Here is a 22,692-nt window from a genome sequence, read left to right on the forward strand (position 1 = left end):
GCAACCGTTAGGTCAGGTTCAGATGCTCGTTAGCCTGTTATGCTACAATGATAGGCACGGCGAGCACGCCAAAGGACGGGATGAAACGAACCATTCCCAAGAACGTAGACATACATTAAAGATGCAAAATGCTTGAATCTGTAACATCAAGGAGGAACATACATATGGACAATCGACTCGACGCCATGCGCAGGTGTCACACGGACTCCGTAACGATCTCTCGCATCACGGGTTTCATTACGGATGGGGTTATCCTACTCGCTGCAGCAGCCTATCTAATCATTGCTGTTATATTCGGGTGGACCCTGATACCGGGCTGGATCACCATCGGACTTCTGATTCTCGGAGCCTGGTTTACTTGGGCCGTGCCCTCTTTCACCTACAAACAATTCGGCTTCAAGGTAAGCGAGGAAGAATTGGAGCTTCGCTCCGGCTGGATCTGGCTCAGTGACACCCTTGTTCCAATGACGCGGGTACAGCATGTCGAGCTGGAGCGGGGACCACTCCTTCGTAAATATGGCTTAGCCAAGGTAAAGGTCGTTACCGCCGCAACGACTCATGTCATTCAGGCGCTCAAGCTGGAAGAAGCAGAGGAACTGAAAAAACAGATCGGCGAGCTGGCCAAAGTGGTGGATCACGATGAATGAACCGACAAGACTTCACCGGCTGTTCATCCTGTTCCCGCTCGTAAACAGCATAAAATCGCTCATTCCTATCGCCGCTCTGGTATCCATCAAATTCCTTAATGGAAAATCGCTGCGCGACATCCCCTGGTACTGGCTGTCCGCTGTCATCGTCATCCTGGTCTCGTTTCTACTTCTGTACGGGTATCTGAAGTGGAAACGCTTCGTCTATACGTTAGAAGAAGACAAAATCCTCATCCGCCGCGGTGTTCTGTTCCGTGAGGAATTATCCATCTATACGGGCCGCATTCATTCCATGAATATGGAGCAGCCCTTGCTGCAGCGCATACTGGGGCTTACCCAGGTCCGAATCGAAACGCCGGGCAAAACGGAAGGCGGCGGCATACTGCCTGCCATCACCAATAGCGAAGGCGAACGGCTGCAGCGCTGGCTGCGCGAGCAAACCCGAACAAGGCAGACGGAACGGGAGGCTCACCAAGCTCATGAAAATTCCGACCCATCCGATCAGAGCTTTCCCGCTCCGAGCGAGAAGCCATCTGTTCAACATTCGGAAAACCGAGAGGATTACGAATCCATTCAACCTTCGAATCAGAACATGGAATACGGAAGCGGTCTTTTGGAGGATTCCGATTCAGGCGCCTTTGGCAGAAAAAATGCCAGCGATCCAATCACGGCAGAAGAGGAACGCAGCACGCTGCTCCAGCTATCCTCCGGACGCCTGCTCATTGCTGCTCTCTCCTCGCCCAACCTGTCACTGGCTTTAGCCTTTGTAGGCGGTATTTTATCTTTTGCCGATGACCTGCTCCCGAATCGGATGTATCAATCGCTGTTTCAATCGGCAGGGAAGCTGCTGCCAGGCAGCTGGATCAGCATTGCGGCGTTGGCGCTCATCGTATCCTGGCTGCTCTCCGCCGTACTCTACACGATCAAATATGCGGGATTTACCGTCGAGCGGATCGGGAAACAAATCTCGGTCAGCTGCGGTCTGCTGGATAGAAAAAGACTGCTCTTCTCTCCCGAACGAGTGCTGGCCATTACCGTTAAAGAAGGTGTATTCCGGCGCTGGTTCGGTTACGCTGAAGTGAAGGTTCATGTGCTAACTTCAGAGTCCGACAAACATTTCATGCTTCATCCTCTGCTGAAGACCGGGGATATCCCGGCGCTTCTGAACCGGGTTACTCCTCAATTCAGCGCTCAGGCGATTACGGCTTCGCCGCCGCCCCGCGCCAAATGGATGTACCTGCGCTGGAAGCTGGCTTTTGCCGCGGTAGTTAGTGCCGCGTGCATTTGGTATTTTGACAAGCTCGGTTTGTTATCGCTTCTGCTGCTTCCGCTCTCGTTAGCTTGGGGACTCCTCTCGCACCGGGATTCCGGACTTAATGTAACGGACAAACAGCTTACGATCCGCAGCCGTTTCATTGCAATGTCCACCAGGTATATACGTCGGCCGCAGATTATCGCCATGGAAGTTAGCGGTACCCGCAGACAGCGGAGAAGAGGCCTTCTGTCGCTTCAAGTGAAGATGATATTCAGCGAGATCAACGAAAGTTTAAGCGGAATGGATCAGCGAGAGATCGAGGCTGTTCGGGCATGGTTCCAAAAGAAAAAGGGCGAGAACTCCGCACCTGCAGAACGGAGTGGTCCGTCCTCATCCATTGAGCAGCTATAACCGTTTAGCCTCCGTTCTTCCTAAAACGGTCAAAGCCTGAGAACCGATAAACCAGCAAGGTTATCGCGAGAAATACGCCGTAAACACCAATGGTTATGATGATGTGGGAAGGATCGGTCATGAGATGATCGCCTACCATCGAGAACAGCAGCATGGCGGGAATTTTGCCTAACGCGGACGCGATGCTATATGATGCGAACGTTACCTTGCTGAGAGCCGCGTACACATTGATGACAATGGAAGGAATAAACGGGATCAACCGGGTAAATAAGATGGTCAAAAAGGCGTTCCGTTCGAACATCGTTGTCACTTTTCCCAGCCTGTTATAACGGTAAAGCACCCGGTCGCCCCATTCCTGATAACCATATCGGATGAACATGAACATAAGGATGGAAGCGGCGGTTGAGCCGAACCAAGTGACAATTCCGCCAATGACCGGCCCCAGGGCGGCACCGATTACGCCTCCTACCACCGGATAAGGGATCACCGGAAACAAGGCCATGATGACGGCCATGACCATCATCAGCGTGATACTGTCTGTCGATCGAATCCATATCAATATGACATCGCCATAAAAGTAAACAAGACCACCTATGGCGGCGTAAACCAATGCGATTCCTAATTTCTTGAACATGCACCACACTCCAGGTCGTAATGCACCTATTGTATCACGTAGCATATCCATTGGAACAAGCGCAAAAGGGACATCCCAAGGCTATAAGCCGGGATGTCCCTTTTATCTCTTATATAATTCTAAAGATTCAACAGGTTATAGATGATTACGGCTGCCTGAGCACGATTGGCAATTCCTTTCGGCGTAAACCGGTCATTGCCGGTTCCTTGGATCACGCCTTTCTCGGCCAAGAGGGCAACTGCATTTCTTGCATAGCCTGCAATGCTGCTGCCGTCTTTAAACCTCGCCAAGGTTCCGTTCTCATCCTCTGCCTTCATCCCGGCGAATAATGTCAACGCATTCGCGCTCATGATGGCCATTTCCTCGCGGGTAATCGGCCGGTTCGGATCGAATTTGCCACCGCCGATTCCCTGGGCGAGTCCAGCATCGACCGCTGATGCGATAAACGTATAGTGCCAATCGGTCGGCTTCACATCGGTAAAATGAAGTTCCGCCTCGCCCGTCAGCTGAAAAGCACGGACAAGCATGGCCAGGAATTCGGCTCTCGTCACCGATTTTAGCGGCAGGAACGAATCTCGACCCACTCCCTCTACGATACCAAGCGCAGCCAGTTCCTCAATCGCCGCTTTCGCCCAGCTAAGTCCTTCCACGTCGCTGAATACCGGAGGTTTCGGAGGTTTCGGAGGTTTCGGTGGATTCGGCGGTGTCACTGGCGGTGTTACGGGAGGAGTCACCGGTGGTGTTACTGGTGGAGCTACCGGCGGCGTCACCGGAGGGGTCACCGGTGGGTTCGGATTCCCCGGCGGGTTGACTGGCGGCTGGCCATTGTCTCCCGCTTTTAGCGTTACAGATGGGCTTGCGGCACTCTCATTATGCAGACGATCGACAGCCGTCACGACATAAGTGTAGGTTTGTCCCTTTACGACGGTATGATCAACAAAGGACTGCGTCGTACCGGCGGTTTTTCGGAGAGTCCCTAACAAATGCGACGGATCTTGAACATTGCCGGCGCCTCTGCCATCAAAACGATAGACTGCATAATACGCCTCGTCACCTGTCGACCTCCAGCTTAGCTGCACACCATCCTGCTCTTGATCAGCCTTCGGCTTCTTGGGCGCAGCCGGAGCCGTCGAATCGATCCAAGGCATCGCCGGGATCAATGCCGGATATCGATACAAATCGTTCTTCAGTCTGTCCGTAAATCCGAGTGCATTATCCTTAAACCATTTGGAGCTGAAGTACATGCTGCCCCGAACTTCCTCAAAGTTGCGGTTATAATAGATCTGGTTCGGCATCTCTTCGGGATTGGACCAATCGGCATTCGACCCGATTTTGTATACGGCTTGTCCGCTGTATAGATGAACATTCTTGCCGGATACGATCCCGCTCCACCAATCGATCAGCTTATCGTAAGCGGCAGCGGAATAACCGATGTTCCAATAAATCTGAGGCGTGATATAATCGATCCACTCTTCCTCAACCCATTTCTTTGAGTCGGCATAGATGGCATTGTAACTTTCGAGACCATTGGTTTCAGAGCCGGTCGGATCGCTGGATTTATTTTTCCAGATACCAAACGGGCTGATGCCGAATTTCACGTAGCTCTTCTCTGCCTTGATGGCTTTGTTCACGTTCTGAATAAATTGATTAACGTTATTTCTTCTCCAGTCACCCTTGTTCGTAAAGGAGCCTTTGTACTGGTTAAAGGTGTCCGTATCCGGGAAATCCACACCGGTTACGGGATACGGGTAGAAGTAATCGTCAAAATGCACGGCGTCGATGTCGTAATTCCGAACGACCTCCATGATACCGTCGATGATAAACTGCTGTGCCTCCGGTATCCCCGGGTTGAAATACAGCTTGCCGCCATATTCTTCGACCCACTCCGGATGCTGCCGGGCCGGGTGGTCTGCCACAAGTTTGTTAACGTCCCCTTGAAGACTGATGCGATATGGATTAAACCAAGCGTGAAACTCCATGTTCCGCTTATGAACTTCCTCCAGCAGGAATGCCAGCGGATCATAACCTGGATCCTTGCCCTGAACTCCCGTCAGCCACTCTGACCATGGCCCGTAATTGGACGGGTAGAATGCATCCGCCGTCGGCTTGATCTGCATAATGACCGCGTTCATCCCCGCATCCTCCAGCTGATCAAGCAGGCTGATAAACTGCTGTTTCTGCTGATCCGGATCGGTGACTCCTTTGGCGGGCCAGTCAATATTGTCGACGGTTGCAATCCAGGCCGCTCTCATCTCGGCTTTCGGATGCTCAGAAGCTTTATTCACCGTGATGTAGAGTGAGCTGGTCTTTCCTTGGAATGTGGCTGTTACTCTAGCGGAACCTATCTTCAAGCCGGATACCACTCCTTTATCATCGACAGCGGCTACATCCGGATGACTGCTGGTGAACGTAACGCCTTCCGTTATGATCACCGGCTCCTCCAACCAGGAGTAGGTTGCGGACACCGCCGTCTCGAAGGAGTCGCCAACCGTAACCGCTGTAAGACCTTGAAGTTCGATGCTCTGCAGAACAGGAACCGGGTCCGTCACGGTAATGGCATGCTGTGCGGTTACTCCGCGGTACATTGCTGTAATGTCTGCCGTTCCCGCGGAAATTGCGGTCAACTGACCCGCTTGATCTACCGATACAACGCCCGGTTGATCGCTTGCATAGCTAATTCCTTCAGTCAGCCATACAGGGTCCACCTGGTTTCCGTATACGGAGTAAACCACACTGGTTCTCATTTTTCCGGTAAGACTGGTCTCCATATGAAGCGGCCCGGATAACAGCAATTCTCCAGGGGCTGGCACATCCTCCGTAATATGAAGCTCATACTGGGATTTTGGTGCATCTCCGTATTCAGCCGTTATGGTTACCGTTCCCGGCGCCAATGCTTCAATGGTGTCGTATGTAGCGCCCGTGACCGTGGCGATGTTGTTGTCACTGCTGGTGAGTTTCACGCCGGTTGTTAATATTCCAGGTTCCGTATATCCTTCATAGGTTGCATATACTTGGGGCTTTACCGTTTCTCCTACGCCCATGGGCGTCAGCCCGCCAATGTCGAGCCCGTACACTTGGGAAGCCGTATAGAATGCGGACAGCCTGTCGAAGTATACGGTACCTTTGTTTTTATTCGTATCTTTTAATTCGGTGATATAGATTTGATTCACTTTGAGAGGAGCCTTGATGGTAGAAGGAATGTTAAATTTGACGTATTTCCAGCCCTTCCAGCTAAAACCGGAGGTAGAGGTTAAATCTACGGTATGCTTGCCGCCGGAAGCGTCCTGAAGCTGGGCCCGGAGCCAATGATTCCCGCCGTCGCCGTAAACCCACAAGCCGAGTGCAGTCGGTGAACCGGGGACGCTTCTGCCGGCAGAACCGTCCGGATCTTTGAAGTTGAGATAAGCCGCCGAGGTGCCGGATTCGCTGCCCACAAAATCATAAGTTAGAGCTGCAGCGTGATATCCGTAATAGATGGGCTCCGGCCTTCCCACTACATCCAGCTGGGCTTTTCCCCTTGCTGAGGATGCGGACAGATTGGTTACCGATTCAAAATCTTCCATTACGACAGCCCCTGGCTCTTCGATGCTTACGTACTCATCAACCGAATAACCCCAAGCAGAAACAGCCGAGCTGAACATCACGGCTAACGCCAGCGTCATGGATAGGATCGACTTGCTGCTACGATAGACACGCCTTTTGGTTATCATTCACGAATTCACTCCCTTTAGTATGAATGCTTGCTACCAAACTGAAGTCCAATTCCAAGCGAAATCGGCTGCCGCTCACCTCCTATCGATCTGCTGGAGTAGATGATCATGATGGTCTGTATTCACATGTTCATCTCTATCTCTATCATATTGAAATTTTATTTCAAATTTCAATAGTTTTAGTAAAATATAATTTTATTAAACAAGCAGGAATTTAAGCTGTCCGTGACGTAGGAATCACAAAAAAGAAGCCAACACGGGACAATCTCCCGTATTGGCTTCATGATTCATTTAGTTCACGTATTCAAGAAGTCCGATAATCAGCGTCACGGCTTCCGCCCGTGTTGCAAATTGCTGTGGTGCGAAGCGATTGTTCCCCACACCGCCCACTAGTCCTGCATCAACCGCAGTCGCAATGTACGGCGCAGCCCACTTCGGAATTTCCTTCGTATCTTTGAAGGTCAATTTCGCTACCGAGTCAGGACTGATTCCGCTGGCGCGAACGATCATCGCTACCAGTTCAGCCCGGTTCAGCGGCTTATGCGGACCGAAAGAGCCATCTTTGTAACCGCTGATGATGCCTGCTACCACACCTTGCGATACAGCATCCTTCGCCCACGAAGGAATCTTGCCTGCGTCCGTGAACGTAAGCTTAGTTCCGCCTTCGGTCAGATGCAGCGCGCGGCCCAGCATAGCCATGAATTCAGCCCGCGTAACCTGTTGATTGGGCCTGAAGGTTCCGTCTCCATACCCGTTGACGAAGCCTGCCGCGAGTGCCTTGTCGATGGCTGATTTGGCCCAGTGCCCCGCGGTATCCTTCAGCGCTGGTGGATTCCCATTTCCCGTATCCGTACCCGTGTTACTTCCAGGCTGAGAACCCGTTCCCGATCCGTTACCCGGGTTCGTTCCATTCCCGGAACCCGAACCGTTCTCCGAACCTGATCCTGATCCGCTTCCTGAACCGGAACCTGGATTATTGCCTGAACCAGTGTTGCCCCCTCCTGATCCTGGGTTGGATGTGCCAGGACCCGGATTCGGTGTTCCTGGATCAGGATTCGGCGTCTGAACATCCTTCTTCACGATGCCGAATTGATCAATGATAAATGGCTGTGCACCATTGAGGTTCTGATCAATTTCATAGGTGACCGCGGTCAGCTTGCCTCCATCGATCGTAATACCGACGAAATTTTGTACCTGGCTGCGTTTCGGACGCCGGTTATCGCTCGGATCCGGGCCGTATTTGGCCGCATGATTTTCTTCCGCGCGTTCAAACAGTCCGTAGTATGTTTCCCCAAGCTTTTCGCTCGGATTCTTATAATAAACTTTCGGTCCTGCGGTTGCCGGAATCAAATAGATCGTACCGTCCGGATTAACCGAGTATTCCAGCTTCTCGCCGTTCAGCATCTCCGTAATCTTCTCCGGCTCTGCCGCTTTGCCGTCAGCCTTGATCGGTTTGGTGCGGGCATAAATATGATCATGACCCTGCAATACAAAATCAATGCCGAGCTCTGCCATTAACGGAGCAATCTTGGACCGCACGCCGTTAGCTCCCATAATATCGGAGTCCGTCGCATGATTCGATGTGGTGTACGGACCTTTATGAATATTGACGATCACCCACTCCGCTCCGGCTTTTTTAGCCTTCTGCACATCTTGTTTGAGCCATTCCACTTGCTCGACAGAGAAATTATCGTACACCTCCGAGTCCTCATTGGAATTCAACACAACGAAATGCGCGTTGCTGTAATCGTATGAGTAATACGCTCCGGTCTCGGTTGCCGAATTGTCCGGCTGCTGTACATTGAAATGTTCGATGAAAGCGTAGTTCTCATCCTCGTGGTTACCCGCGGATGGCACCAGCGTCGTATGGAGCAAGCTTTCCTGCGAATGCCCTAACAGCCAATTCCACTGTTCTTCCTTGACGCCCTTGTCTACAATATCGCCGTTATGGACAACGAATTGCGCGTCCGGCACAGTAGCCAGCGCCTTGGCAAGTGTCTCGGATGAAAGTACCGCTTCCTCTTCTTCCTTCGCCTGCGTATCAGCCAAATCAATGAACGTGAACGCCCCTTTCTCCGGCGCGGTCCGGAAGGTTCCCGTCTCACTCCAAACCCCAAGCGCTGCATCGCCTACACGGAAATCGTAGGACGTATTGGGCTTGAGCTTCGTTGCTTCCGCTTTATGCACAAGTTCTGCTGCTGAATTAGTAGAGGCAGCCGAACGTCCTTGGAACGTGATCCCATTCGTAAAGTCAGGAGCGTCAGCAGACTTCTCCACGATCTGAAGGTCACTGCCTGTCACCTGCTGGGATGTATACCAGGTGAAACCCTTGGATGTCTTGGCATCGCCGTGGAACGTCACCGTCACTTTGCTCACTTGTTCCTGAACAGGATCCGGCTTCGTCTCTTTCATGATTCCAAACTGATCCACGATAAACGGCTGCGCGTTGTGCTGATTCTGGTCGATCTCATACGTCACAGCCGTCAGCTTGCTACCGTCGATCGTGAACCCGACAAAGTTCTGAACGTGACCTCTGGCAAGGCTGGTTGTATTTCCGTACTGACGGGCGTGGTTCTCTTCCGCGCGCTCAAACAAATTGAAATACGTTTCACCCAACTCCGGCTTTTGGTTCTTGAAATAAACCTTGGCTCCTGCGGTGGCAGGAATCATGTAGATGGTTCCATCCGGCTTAACTGCGTATTCGATGTTCTGCCCATTAAGCGTCTCGGTTATTTTCGTGACATCTTCGGCGGTCCCGTCGCTCTTGATCGGCTTCGTCCGCGCATAGATGTGATCATGGCCCTGCAGCACCATATCAATTCCCAGCTCGTTCATCAGGGGAGCAATTTTGTTTCTTACTCCGTTCGTGCCAATGATGTCGCTGTCGGTTGCGTGATTCGAAGTTGTATACGGCCCTTTATGGATATTGACGATAATCCAGTCTGCGCCGGCAGCCTTCGCTTGCTCCACATCCTGCTTCATCCACGCCACTTGCTCTGCAGAGAAGTTTGCGTACTCGGTCGAATTCTCATTGGAGTTAAGCACGATAAAATGCGCATTGCTGTAATCATACGAGTAGTACGCGCCAGTAATCGTCGCAGCGTTGTCCGGCTGCTTCACATTAAAATGCTCGTAGAAGGCATAATTCTTATTCTCGTGATTTCCTGCGGACGGGGCAATCGTTGTATTCAACAGGCTGGATTGCGAATGACCCAGCAGCCAGTTCCATTCCTGCTCCGATGTGCCGTTCTCCACCACATCTCCGTTATGAACAACGAATTTAGCATCTGGAATAGTGGCAAGTGCTTTGGACAAGGTGGCTGCCGACAGCATCGCCTCGTCCTCTTCCTTCGCTTGCGTATCCGTCAGATCGATAAACGTGAAGGCGCCGCTGACAGGTGCCGTCTGGAAGGTACCTACCTCGCTCCACACATTCAGGCTCTGGTCCCCCACTCTGAAATAATAGGAGGTATCGGCCGTTAAACCTGTCGCTTCCGCTTTATGTACATGCTCTCCCGGAGAATTCCAGGAGACGGAAGTACGACCGCTAAATGCTAGCGCCTGACTGAAGTCCGGTGCGGCCCCGCGATTCTCCACAACCTGGACATCGCTTTGGGAAGAGCCAAGCGGTGTATACCAGGTAAATCCTTTTGCGCTGGTCGCGTCTCCATGGAAGGTTACCGTAACCTTGGAAATATCCAGTGCCGGTGCCTGCGCTAACGCGGTAAGCTCCATATCGAAATACAGATCCGAGCTGCCGTCGCTCTGCTGATGGAGCTCGACCGCAATTTCGTTATTGCCGTCCTGCAAATATGTTTTCAACGGCTCGGTCAGGTCCACGTCCCCATATATAACGGGCAGGTCCTTGCTCGAGGTCGCCTTCGTGTCGTACGTGATCTCCCCTTCCGGCATACCCATGCGTCTTACTTCATGGCCGTTGACGTAGACAACGGCACCGTCATCAATGCCAAACGTGCCGAGAATCTGGCCGTAACCGTCAATTTGGTCCTTGTTGACTTGAAGGTTCGTGCGGAAATACGTTGTGCGGTGCTTGAGACTTTTATCCGTACCGTAGTCTACTTCGGTGTTGAGCGGACCAAACTCCGTGGTTGCTATGCCGCTGCCGTTATCTTTATAACCGAAAGGGGCCAATCCGGATTCCCATGAGGAATCATCGTAGGTGGAACGCCATACGGTCGTTAAATCTTGGCCCTGATCAAAATACTTCCACTCCGCATTGCGCTGAAGTAAGATATCAGGCTGATCCTGTGTTGCTGCTTCAACAGTGGATGAGGATCCGATTCCTGCAAATAATCCAAACACTAACGCTGTGGATAATAGCATGGATAATAGCCTTTTGTACAGATGAGTAATCATGTATTCTCTCCTTTATGATGTTGGATGAGTTCGAAGTAAGACTGTCAAACAGCTCCAGCATAACAAGGGGGTATTAAGAGCTTGTCATCCCAACGTAAAACTTATGTAAATAATGTCATTGAAAACGCGTAATCATTCTGCTCACGTCATCTGAACTATAGCAGCAACAAAAAAAGCAGGGCGAGAAGTTCTCTCGCACTGCTCCCTTATTCCCCAAGACGGCTTAACTTTCTGAAGGATACTTCAGTCCCCATTGCCCCCGGATCTGATCCAGCAGCCTCATAATCGCAAGCGACTCATCAAGCGGCATCACATCGCTCTCAAGCCGCCCTTCCAGTAGACACCGCCCCACTTCATAAGCTTCGAAGCTATACCCTTTCTCCTGCCGGTCATCTGTAACAACCACCGGTTCCTCGCCATCTACATGAAGCGAAGCGGATGTTGCATTCAAGAAGGACGGAATGTGGATATACCCGTTTGTGCCATAAACATAAGCTTCATTCGTCAATCCAAGCCGGATCGCCCCGTTTAACGAAGCGGTCTTGCCCGATTCATAAGATAGAATAACCGAGAACTGCTCATCTACGCCCGTCTCACCGATATGCGCGGTACTCCAAATCTTCTCCGGCTCGGTTCCAAAAATCATGGATGCAAACGACACCGGATAAATACCCGCATCCAGCAGCGCGCCGCCGCCAAGTTCCAAATTCAGCAAACGGCCCTGCGGATTCCATCCGCTGCGAAAACCAAAATCGGCCTTCAGCAGCTGAACGTCGCCAATAAGCCCGTCGTTCAACCATTCGCGCACCTTCCGAATCGGGGGAAGGAAACGCGTCCACATGGCCTCCATCAGGAACAGCTTCTGCTCCCGCGCAGCTGCCACTAATTCCTCCAGTTCATCCCCGTTAATCGTAAAGGGTTTCTCGCACAGGACGGCTTTGCCGGCCTGAAGACACAGTAAGGCATGATCGCGGTGCAGCGGATGCGGAGTCGCTATGTACACAACGTCAATCTCGGGATCCTTCACGAGTTCCTCATAACTGCCATAAGCCCGCGGTATATCGTATTTAGACGCAAACTCTCCTGCATTGCTTGCCGTACGAGAGCCCACGGCCACAAACTGAGCATTCTCCACATACGCCAGATCGGCTGCAAACTGCTCCGCAATCCAGCCTGTCCCTATGATTCCCCATCTGATCTTGCCCGGATTCTGCATCATTATTCACTCCTCCTCATCCTCTTCCTTGATTGGCCTTGCTTAAAGCTTGTAGAAGCTATCCCTCTCCACCTTGCAAATTCGCAATCCAAAGCTTTCATACCACTCGTTCTTGCCCCGTTCCTGTGCTACCTGATGAGCGGCATTCTCCTTCCATAAACGAATGGCCTCCAGGGAATCCCAATACGATACCGTGATCCCAAGGCCCTCATCCCGTGCAGACTCCACCCCCAAATAGCCGGGCTGCTTGGCTGCGAGCTCTGCCATTTTATCGGTCATCGCCCCATAACCCCGGTCACCCTCTGTTCGTTTGGACACAAAAATGCAGGCATAATAAGGCGGCTTCGGCGTATTGGCGTACTCCGTCATTCTCTTCCCCTCTTTCCGGTTACCAGATTAGCCATTATTTCGATTTACATTCGTTCATTGACCATGTAATCATTATATCGGAACTTCCGTCATTCTTTAACCTGTTAGAAAAATGTCTTTCGATATCTAAAAAAAGAAACCGCCTCTCTCCTCTGTGATGGTCTACAGGAGGAGAGAAGCGGTATTCTGCCTTCTAACGCTACTTCAGTTTGTTCAATAGATTATAGATGACCTGCGCGCTTTCCGCACGCGTGGTCAGGCCTTCCGGTTCAAAGCGGCTCGGTGTATGGCCCTGAACAAAACCGAGGGCATGGGCGGTTTCTACCGCTTCCCGAACCCAGTCCGGGGATGAAGCAAGGTCGGCAAAATCGCTGCCCACGCTGATGCTCTCCTGCTGTAGTTTCATGGCGTGGGCATAAGCACGTACCAGCATCGCCGCCATTTCTTGACGTTTGATCGGGGCGTCCGGATCAAAACGGCCTTTGCTTGTTCCATTCACGATGCCCGACTCGGCAGCTGCGGCCACCGCCTCTGCGTACCATTTGCTTGAAGCTACATCGGCAAACGGCGAGGAACCATCTGCCTTAAGATCAAGCAGGCGAACCAGCATCGCGGCAAACTCGGCCCGGGTCACTTGCTGAGCCGGTGCAAAACGCTCCGTGCTGACGCCTTCGATGAGCTGCTTCGCAGCCAAGTCGGCAATCACTTCCGCGGCCCAGAATGAAGCTGGCACATCGGCAAAGGTTTTCTCATAATCAAGTAAGCCATAGGCGCTGAAATGCCGGATTCCCGAAGTCATGCGGCCATCTTTTTCCACTCCGCCTATATACTCCAACTCCCCGTTGTCAGACAAATAGTACATGGCCATTCTTTTGCCGTTCGTTGCATGAGATAACGGCAGTTCCAGCGTAATCGGATGACCGAATTCAGCTAAGTTGTAGGCTTTGCCATCCGCTGTCGTTAATTGAAACTGGAACTTCAGCATGGCTCCCGCTGAAGTCAGCTTCGCACCGGAGACGCGGGCAGCTAGCGCGATTCGCTCTTTCATCTCCGCATCCGATAACGTGGCGGCACTCAGTTTCATCTTGCTCTTCTCAAGCTGACCAGCATCTGCAAGACCACCCAGCTGGCGAAGCACTTCGGCCGGGATCGTTATGGCCACATTCTTCGCTTCAATATGGATCGAACCATCCTTGAGTATGTCTGCTGCATTCCCTGGCAGCGTGATATCCGTAAAGTTTCCATTCACCGTGATTACAACTTGCCCGTTCGACAGCTTAGCTGCCAGCTCGCTCGCTGATAAGGTGACGCTGCCTGACGGCGGTGTCACAGGCGGTGTTACTGGCGGCGTTACCGGTGGTGTTACCGGCGGCTGCACGGGCGGGTCTACCGGCGGCTCCGGTCCCGGATCGGGATTACCCCCACCACGTGTGGTCACCTTCAAATCATATTCCGACTTGAACCCTTCATAGGTTGCCGAAATCACGGTCGCCCCTTCTGCCAAAGCCCGTACCGAACCCAACTCATCGATCGAGGCGATCTCGGGCTTACTGCTCTCGTAGGTTACACCTTCGATTAAGCGGATACGGCTGCCGTCGGTATAAACCGCCTCCGTTACGGTCTGATCGGTATCCCCGACCTTCAGCTCGGATTTGCCGCTTAAGCGTATCGACTCGATGCTGCCGTTCGGAATTCGGTCCACCGTAATCTTCACGTCTGCATAGACGTCCGGTGCTGCCGTGCTGGTTGCTCTTACCATCGCGCTGCCCAGACCTTGAGCCGTCACGATACCGTCTGCGGATACGCTGACGACGTCATTCGATGGTTCGGAATGGTATACGGACCATACAACGGTTCGTTCAGCCCTGCGCGGCTTCACTTCAGCCAGTAACTTTTGGCTCTCACCTACAGCCAGTGTCAGCTGGTTTGGAGTTACTTCAATCCGCTGCGGCTCCGGCTTCGTATCCGATTTCGCCAGCGTAAACTCATCCACGACGCGCCCGTCAACCGTTTTGGTTACGTAATGAAGCTCGTCTCCCTCCACTTCGACAGAAGCATACATCTGGGTTGGTTCATCGTCAACCACCTCATGCCAGCCCCGTTCGGTGTGGGAGTAAAATTTAGGCCCTGACGATCCCGCCACGACGTAAGTCGTGCCCTTCCCGTCCGCGGCAATCTGGTTGTTCATCATCGGGTAGGAACGAATATAAATATGATCATGTCCGTTTAACACGAGATCCACGCCAAATTCCTCAAGTACCGGCGCCCACAGGCTGCGTACCTCGGCGGAATCGTAGATGCTGCCGTAAGGCCCGCGATGGAACATCGCGACGGTCCATTTCTTATCATTATTTTCCAGATCCTGCTGAAGCCATTTTTTCTGATCCTCCAACTGATACTCGCTGTTCAGCATAATGAAATGAACGTCCTTGTAATCAAAAGAGAAGTTCGTTCCCTTCAGGCTGTCCAAGCCATTGCCCGGCTGGTTAAAGTGAGCCTGGAAGTCCCCGTTTTCCTTGGTCCCCATCACTTCATGGTTGCCGATGGCAGACACTAACGTCGTATTCAGGAAATGCTTCTGGGCTTCATCGAACCAATAGTTCCACTGCTCCTCCAGGAAGCCCTTGTCCACCATATCCCCGGCATGGACCATGAATTCGGCGTCCGGATGCTCGGCTGCCGCCTTGTCGATCGTATTCCCCCACAGCTCGAACTCTTTGGCGGTGGATGCCTGGGAATCCGCAAAATACAGGAATTTCGTTGTGTCTCCAACGAGCTCCGTTGTTTTAAACGAGCCTTGGGCACTGTAATGGCCTTGTCCGTCACCCACACGGTACACATATTCTGTGCCCGGCTCAAGGCCGGACGCCGTCGCTTTATGGACGCGGACCGTGCCGAGATCCAAGGTATGGTACAGCTCGCTGGCACCATTGAATTTCTGGACGTTCGGCGCATCAAAATCCGTGAATTCGGACTGTTTGGTCAGTTCCACGACGGTCCCATCCGTCGCCGGGTCCGTGTGCCAGTTCAACATCCGCGACGTGGTCGGATCTTCGCCCATGCCCACGCTAATGTTGAACGGGGTCTTGCTTCCGGCCAGCGGCGAAACCTTGAACTCCAATGCCGGACTATATTGATTGCCTTTCACGGCCTGTACGGTATACGTCTTGACCTGGGACGTCAGCGATCCGGTCTTCAGGATACCTGCTGCATCCGTTGTACCCACCGCTGCCGCGTCTGCCAAGATCTGTACGCCTTCCACAGGCTGCCCCTGGGCATCGGCAACTTCGAACACCGTTTCGTATCCCTCTACGATTCCTTCCTCATTCCAGCTCAGCACATAATGCGTTGCGATCTGCGATTCTATCGGGAGACCGTAGAACGAGAACTCGGTATTGCCCGTATCGGTAAAGGATACCGCTCCGGACGTGAGCGATATGATGCTGCTGCCGGTTGCGTTCTTTTTCACGTCATACCGGATTTGGCCGATCCAATCCGTATCCTGCAGGGATGCGGTGTGGATGTCCTTCCAGGTCACTCTCACCGTTCCTGTTGTACCGTCGATGCTTGCGCTAACCTGGGATGCACTCAGCTTGTCCCCCGGTATGAGCTCCAGATTCTCCACTTTGGTGGGATCGAATTGGAAATCAACATGGCCGCTGCGGATTTGGGATGTCTTCACACCGCCGATATCCAGCGTATAACTGCCGCCAACATAGATCTTATCCGGCGTATTGTATACCACTTTGGCTGCACCGGTATTTACGGTGAAGTTCCATTCCTCGGTTGTTTGGTTGCCCGACAGATCACGGACGGTGACTTTCGCCTGATGAACACCATCGGCGAGCGGAACATTCGGCGTATAATGAATTTTCCCTTCCGGTGGATACAAGGTATGCTGTACCAAGCTGCCGTCCAGATAGAACCGAATTTTGTCCGGATCAATTAGCGTCGTTCCTGGGTGCGCCACAGGATCATAACCTGCATCCTCGGCATAAACCGTAATGGTCGGCGTATTCACCTTGATCTCCTCACCATTAGCTGGCGAGAATTTTTTCAGAACCGGCGGATCGATATCGTCATTGGCCGGACCGTACAATGCCCGAATTTCGTCCACGTAGATGGCACCGGCGTCTTTTTTCGCGGCCTGTGTTTCCATATATCGAACCGGCATGTCCATCACCAGCGGAAGGGTTCTTCCTTTGGGTATGGACGCTTCGAGATATTTCCATCCTTTGAAATCGACGCCGACCGTCTGATCGGTAAAATCGAGCGGGATCGCACCCTTGCTGTCACGAATTTGGGCACGGAGCCAGTGCGTTTTGCCGTCTCCGTAGACCCACATGCTGATTTTCTCCGGATAGCCCGGAATTTCAATATTGTCCGAGGTGCCGTTCGTCTGCAGATAAGCACCAGAAGTACCGGCCATTCCGGTAAAATCGTACTCCAGCTTCAAGGCGCCATTCCCGGAACGAATATAGGTCTCATCGGTTTCAATGGATACCTTGGTCGACTTGAACTGGGCACCGGCGCTTGGTTTATAACGGCTAAGGCCGTTCTCGAAATCCTCGAGCATGACCGGCGGAAGACCGACGTTCACATCAATAGAAGTTTCAACGCTTCCGTATTTTACATAGATTTTGCCGCTTACGTCCTGCTTGTCCGTGGCGGTAAACGTCCCATTTGCGTCAATCGTCCCGATGTCGCCTTCGGTACGCCACTCCAAACGTTTATTGTCGGCCTGTACCACTTGACCATTGCGAAGCGCCGTGACCTTGAGCGTCTCGGTCGAGCTGGAAGAGAAGGTCTTCACCGCGTCCGAGAACTTGAGCTCGGTCAGCTCATCGACGACTTCCAATTCGGCTTTACCTGTCAAATTACCGGATTGTACGGATACCTCGGTCACTCCAGGTTGGTTGCCTGCCGTCAACGTACCACTCGCGTCCATCGTCCCATAAGCAGGGTCAACACTCCAGACTGCAGCCTCCGTCATTTGCGCCGGGTGCAGATTCTGATCCACTGCTGCCGCCTTGAAGGTTGTAGAGGAGCCCGTCAGCACTCTCTCCAATGTGGGCGCAACGACCAGTTTCTTAGCTGCTCCTTCTGGTGCCTTGTTCACCAGTAAAATACCGTTGGCCGTCTTGCGTTCCCCGCCGTCTGACGGCGAGTTGAGCACCTTACGCTCCGTTTCTCCCGGCAGGCGGGCAACGAAGGTAGCCGAACCGCCTCCATCCAGATTCAGTGCGTTCACTACGCCAAGCTCCTGCAGCATTTCACCAAGTTCGATGTAGTTAAGCCCTTCACTGAAGCCGGGCTGACGGCCATCAACCTCGAACAGCACAACGGAGCCGTCCGCTTTGGTGCCCACCACCGTTCTTGGATGCACAGCCGGATCGGTATGCTGCTGGATTACGCCATCCTGCACCAGCATCACCGTACCGCCAATCGCCATCGTGACATCCTTCCACTCGTTGTCCAGCTCAAAACTCGCGGTTACTTCATCCCCTGCCTGAAGTCCGGCAAGCTTGCTCCGCTGTGATCCTGATGCGGACAGCACCACTTGGTTGGGACCGATCGGCGAGTTCCCCTGATCCTTAAGAACGGATGCCACCTTCATCGTCAAGGTCTCCCCGCTGGCGACCCTGCCGCTCTCGATATCCAGAATAATCTCGTCCCCAAGATGATTAGTCATCGTTGTGGCATTGAATTTTTCGGTATAAAGAACAAGTGCGTCCGTCCCTCTGAGACGGTTAATGGATGATAGACTGCTTACGGTTCCGCCTATCGTCACGTTTTTCGTCAACTTCGGATTGCCGTACAGGCTGGTCCCGTCCGGCTTAATGCCAAAGCCGTTCCGGCCGCTGGGCGGATCCGTCAGAAGCTCCCCGTCCCCCATAAACAATCCGAGCGGAATCCCGGTGGACATATCGTAAAAATCCCCATTCACCGCCGCGATGACGCGATTGCCTGCCTTGTCGGCATCGGACGCCATTTTGCTGACTCCCTGCATGCCGTAGACCTTGCCATCGGTGAGGCCGGGTTGAAGCTGCAGATTTCCTTGCGATGGATCAAACTCCACCATATGGACCTTCTGCTCACCGCTGCCCTTTTGCATATTCGCCCACGTATATGTAGCCCCCGGCCCGATCTCCATCTGTCGCATATCAATGACCGATGACGCAGCATCGGCTGGATCGACAGCAGCTGCTTGTCCTGCGGGAAACAGCAGCGATAGAAACATCACACCGCTGAGCAGCGACGATATTCTCTTTTTGCTTCTTATCATGTACATTAATTCCTCCTTCTCTATGCTTGGACTCTGGTTCCTCTCGGTTGTAAGTCCGCTCATGAACGAAAGACCTACTCGGGAGTATAACGTTAGCTTGTTAATTCCACCTCCATTCTGTGTTAAGACGAAGTTAACTCTGCCGCTACGGCTTTTACATTCAGTCATTAGCTGGAAGGACTGCAAAAAAGTATGCTGCCGATTCGTAATCACCGCTTCCAGCGATCAAAGTTTAACTCATCTTCTCTCCCTTCATCATATTGAAATTTTATTTCGAATTACAATACGTTTTGTAAAACTTTATTTTATTTTTTAGGGCAGGAATTTTAGGCTGAATGGCGTAAGTGCAGATTTTGTCGAAGCAGAGAATGAGAAAAAATATCCATGCACCCGTTTCTGACATTTTTCGCGGAGGTCTTCCTCAGCGCATAAAAAAACAACCGCGACCTATGGTTATGGCTGCAGTTGTTTATAAATTTCCGATTATTTTTTGGTGACATTGCCGTTGGCATCAATTTTTGCATTGTAGGAGAGTTTGTTCAGTTTCGCGATGATGTCTTTGTTGTACTTCTTGTCCATTAGATTCGGTTGACCTTGAATAATCTTCACTGGTGTAATCCGGCTCGTGATCTTGGAGCCCTGGATCTCAAAATGGACCATCATCGACAGCAAGGTATTGTCACCACCCCGGGTCGAGCGGTTAAACACGAAGTTGCCGAGCGAATAATAAATCGGTTTGTTTTTGTAATATTCAATGCCCATCAACGTATGGCTGTGGGAACCAATAATAATGTCGGCACCCGCATCGATCATCTTCTTCGCCATCGTGCGTGCATATTCTTCCGGATAGTCGGCAAATTCCTCATTCCAGTGGATGTACACGATTGTATAATCGTTCGTTTTTGCCGATTTCTTAATATGGGTCAACATCGGCTCCATCGTGTAGGCGGAAGCAGCGCCCGGATGGTTCTTGCCCGCGATCCAAGAATTACCCGAGAGCACCCGGCTGACGCCCAACACCGCAATTTTCTTCCCATCAATGTTCTGCACGTAAGGCTGGAAGGCCTCGTCAATATTGCGCCCGGCTCCCGTGTACCCGATCTTCTGGCGCTTCAGATGTGTAATCGTATCCAGCATCGCATGCTGCCCATAATCCAGAATGTGGTTGTTAGCCAGCGTTACGCCGTCGATTCCTGCATAGACCAAGCCTTCAAGCGTATCCGGCTTCGAACGGAAAGCAAAGGTTTTATCCGCTGCCTTACCCCGAGTGGAGACCGGTGTCTCCAGATTGGCAAACGCCATGTCCGCTTTTTTCAATATGGGGGCGACCTTCTTAAATGGGTATAGGTTTCCGAATCTATCAATCTGGTCCCCCACGTAGCCGTCCAGCAGAATGTCACCTGCAAAAACAAGATCTATCGGTTTGCTCTTCGATTTGGCTTGAGTGGTTGTGCCCGCTGTATCCTTATCCTCCTGGACCTTGCTCTGAGTCTCTTTCTCATTCGTGCCCGCTGCCGAAACGATGCTGACCGGGAGAATCATAACGATAACCAGAATGAGGCAAAATAATCTTTTCATATCGATGCCGCCTTTCCAAATAAGAACTTCTAAGAAGTTAGTCATTTACCACGTTTATCCTATCATAATTTGATATAAAAGGGTAATTCTATAAAATGGACCATTTAATAGAATTAAGAAACGAATTCTAACCAGTTAGCCTTTCAGCACTAAGCATGCGGATTATTCTTCCGATCCCTGACATCCAAATAAATCAAAACTATCTTTTTCTATCCATAGTCTTAGACTTGAAAAGCAGACAAAAAGTTTCAAACTTTGCAAATCAGATTGAAAACATTATAAATTGCTTATATATTTAAACATATCGAAAGTATAACTTTCATTTTAATTACGTTTTGTAATAATTATGTCGGGTAACTCTTACATATAAGTAAAACCAAAGGAGCTGCAGCCCATGAATATTCATTCTTCCGGCGAGAACGCGCCTCCCCTGATTGATGATACGGACCGCAGAATCATTGCGATCCTCGGCAAGAACGGGCGGATCTCGTACACGGATTTGGCCAAGGAGATTGGGTTGTCCCGCGTTGCCGTCCAGGCCAGGGTCAACTCCCTAATTGATGACGGCGTCATTGAACGGTTCGCGGCGGTCATTAATCCGGAGAAAGTGGGGATTTCGGTGTCTGCTTTTTTCAATGTGGAGGTCGAACCCAAACATCTACAGCAGGTAGCGGACACATTGGAGAACGAGCCGTATGTAACAAGTCTCTATCATATGACCGGTCCCAGTAAGCTGCATATGCACGGACTATTTACCGATCATAAGGAAATGGAAATGTTTTTAAATGAGAAGCTTTACCCGCTCCCGGGCATTACAAGTGTGGATACGCAGATCTTAATCAAGCGTTATAAAAGCCGAATGGGCATCCGACTTTAACTCTTATAACAGAAAGGACGCATACCTTGCCTGATAAAACTAACAATCCATACATGGAATTAACGTTCGGCATGTTCCGAACCGGAATACTCGGCTACGGCGGCGGCCCTTCAGTTATTCCGTTGATCCGTCACGAGGCCGTCGTTCGTTACAACTGGCTCAGCGACGATGAATTCGGGGAGGTGCTCGCGTTAGCCAACGCGCTTCCGGGTCCCATCGCCACGAAGATGGCCGCCTATCTCGGTTACCGGGAAAAAGGGGTGGTTGGCGCCATAGTTGCCGTTCTCGCGCATATCCTTCCGACCTGTATTGCGATGATCGCGCTGTTGTCGGCGGTAACGTTCCTTAGCAGCTCCAAAGTGGTGGCAGGCATGATCGCCGGTGTTACGCCGGTCATTGCCGTGATGCTGGGAACGATGGCTTACGAATTTGGCGAGAAGGCTGTAAAGGGGCTCGGCATCTACACCGGGATCGGTTTTTTCTTAGTATCGTTTCTTCTGCTGGAGAGTCTCCAGATTCATCCGGCCATTGTCATTGTACTGTTCCTTGCCTACGGCACCGTTCATTTCAAAACCGTAGCCAAATTAAAAAAACAAAGACGGGATAAGGAGGGGTCCGCCTAATGGAAGAGTGGCTTCAGCTGTTGATCAGCTTTTTCGTCTCCAACGTGCTCGGTTATGGCGGCGGTCCCGCTTCCATCCCGCTCATGTACAAAGAGATCGTCACCAATCACGGCTGGCTGACCGATCCGGAATTCTCCAACATGCTTGCGCTTGGCAACGCGCTTCCCGGACCGATCGCCACCAAAATCGCCGCTTTTGTCGGGTACGACGTATCCGGCTGGATGGGTATGACCCTAGCCCTCGCGGCTACGGTTATACCTTCGGCGGTTGCACTCATCTGGCTGCTGAATCTGCTGCAAAAATACCGTACATCGCCAGTCGTCAAAGGGATGACCCTGTTAGTTCAGCCGGTCATCGCGATCATGATGCTGACCCTGACCTGGCAGATGGGCAAAAGCTCCGTCATCTCCATCGGCCTTCTGCAATCCCTCGGCATCGCCGCCATCGCCTTCTGGGCTATGAACATCCGCAAGATCCACCCGGCGCTGGTGATCCTGGCCGCGTTCGCTTACGGGGGATTGGTGTTGTCGCAGGTGGTGTGAGGGGATTAGAGTAGAACAACTATAACCCGTTCGGGACAATCGCCATGACGAAAAGAGCGAGTGTGAGGGACTCATTCCCGTCCATACTCGCTCCTTTTTCAGTCGACAGCCATCCAAGCATACACCAGACCACGTACCGGACTACGCACCAGACCACGGGCCAGACA

12 protein-coding genes are annotated in these 22,692 nt (G+C 51.9%); 5 read left to right on the top strand and 7 right to left on the bottom strand.

Annotated elements, in window-relative coordinates; translation table 11 throughout:
* Positions 1-164: 164 nt before the first annotated feature.
* Positions 165-647, top strand: coding sequence for a PH domain-containing protein (locus ABEW73_RS22830; RefSeq protein WP_430165683.1), 483 nt, complete (start codon positions 165-167; stop codon positions 645-647).
* Entirely contained in the window at positions 640-2,313 is a 1,674-nt protein-coding gene (locus tag ABEW73_RS22835) for a PH domain-containing protein (protein ID WP_430165686.1), read from the top strand. The genes ABEW73_RS22830 and ABEW73_RS22835 overlap by 8 nt, the downstream gene beginning before the upstream one ends.
* 4 nt (positions 2,314-2,317) lie before the next feature.
* Here ABEW73_RS22835 and ABEW73_RS22840 read toward each other — a convergent pair whose 3' ends face one another.
* From ABEW73_RS22840 to ABEW73_RS22870, 7 genes are all read right to left on the bottom strand, one after another.
* Positions 2,318-2,947 (bottom strand): TVP38/TMEM64 family protein, encoded by a 630-nt coding sequence (locus tag ABEW73_RS22840; RefSeq protein WP_430165689.1) that lies wholly within the window; start codon positions 2,945-2,947, stop codon positions 2,318-2,320.
* Positions 2,948-3,066: 119 nt separating this feature from the next.
* Positions 3,067-6,657 carry a family 10 glycosylhydrolase gene (locus ABEW73_RS22845; RefSeq protein ID WP_430165692.1) on the bottom strand — a complete coding sequence of 1,197 codons (3,591 nt, stop codon included), beginning with the start codon at positions 6,655-6,657 and terminating at the stop codon, positions 3,067-3,069.
* A 291-nt stretch (positions 6,658-6,948) separates the two neighbouring features.
* Positions 6,949-11,034, bottom strand: a complete 4,086-nt coding sequence (locus tag ABEW73_RS22850) for an S-layer homology domain-containing protein (RefSeq protein WP_430165695.1) — start codon at positions 11,032-11,034, stop codon at positions 6,949-6,951.
* Between the two features lie 223 nt (positions 11,035-11,257).
* On the bottom strand, positions 11,258-12,253 hold the full coding sequence (locus tag ABEW73_RS22855; RefSeq protein WP_430165698.1) for a Gfo/Idh/MocA family protein: 996 nt from the start codon (positions 12,251-12,253) through the stop codon (positions 11,258-11,260).
* Between the two features lie 39 nt (positions 12,254-12,292).
* The gene (locus ABEW73_RS22860) at positions 12,293-12,619 is read right to left on the bottom strand and encodes an antibiotic biosynthesis monooxygenase family protein (RefSeq protein WP_430165701.1); all 327 of its coding nucleotides are present in this window, start codon (positions 12,617-12,619) and stop codon (positions 12,293-12,295) included.
* A gap of 199 nt (positions 12,620-12,818) precedes the next feature.
* Positions 12,819-18,905, bottom strand: a complete 6,087-nt coding sequence (locus ABEW73_RS22865) for a phosphodiester glycosidase family protein (protein ID WP_430206401.1) — start codon at positions 18,903-18,905, stop codon at positions 12,819-12,821.
* Positions 18,906-19,388: 483 nt separating this feature from the next.
* Positions 19,389-20,483 carry a CapA family protein gene (locus ABEW73_RS22870; RefSeq protein ID WP_430165707.1) on the bottom strand — a complete coding sequence of 365 codons (1,095 nt, stop codon included), beginning with the start codon at positions 20,481-20,483 and terminating at the stop codon, positions 19,389-19,391.
* Positions 20,484-20,877: 394 nt separating this feature from the next.
* Between ABEW73_RS22870 and ABEW73_RS22875 the strand changes: the two genes are divergently transcribed.
* The 3 genes from ABEW73_RS22875 to ABEW73_RS22885 are packed head-to-tail and all read left to right on the top strand — an operon-like array spanning position 20,878 to position 22,525.
* The gene (locus tag ABEW73_RS22875) at positions 20,878-21,360 is read left to right on the top strand and encodes an Lrp/AsnC family transcriptional regulator (protein ID WP_430165710.1); all 483 of its coding nucleotides are present in this window, start codon (positions 20,878-20,880) and stop codon (positions 21,358-21,360) included.
* Between the two features lie 53 nt (positions 21,361-21,413).
* Complete coding sequence (locus ABEW73_RS22880; RefSeq protein ID WP_430165826.1) at positions 21,414-21,983, top strand: chromate transporter; 570 nt, start codon at positions 21,414-21,416, stop codon at positions 21,981-21,983.
* Positions 21,983-22,525, top strand: a complete 543-nt coding sequence (locus ABEW73_RS22885) for a chromate transporter (RefSeq protein ID WP_339271110.1) — start codon at positions 21,983-21,985, stop codon at positions 22,523-22,525. The genes ABEW73_RS22880 and ABEW73_RS22885 overlap by 1 nt, the downstream gene beginning before the upstream one ends.
* The last annotated feature ends 167 nt before the right edge of the window (positions 22,526-22,692 follow it).

The sequence above is a fragment of the Paenibacillus lautus genome (assembly GCF_050482385.1).
Taxonomy (GTDB): domain Bacteria; phylum Bacillota; class Bacilli; order Paenibacillales; family Paenibacillaceae; genus Paenibacillus_AQ; species Paenibacillus_AQ lautus_B.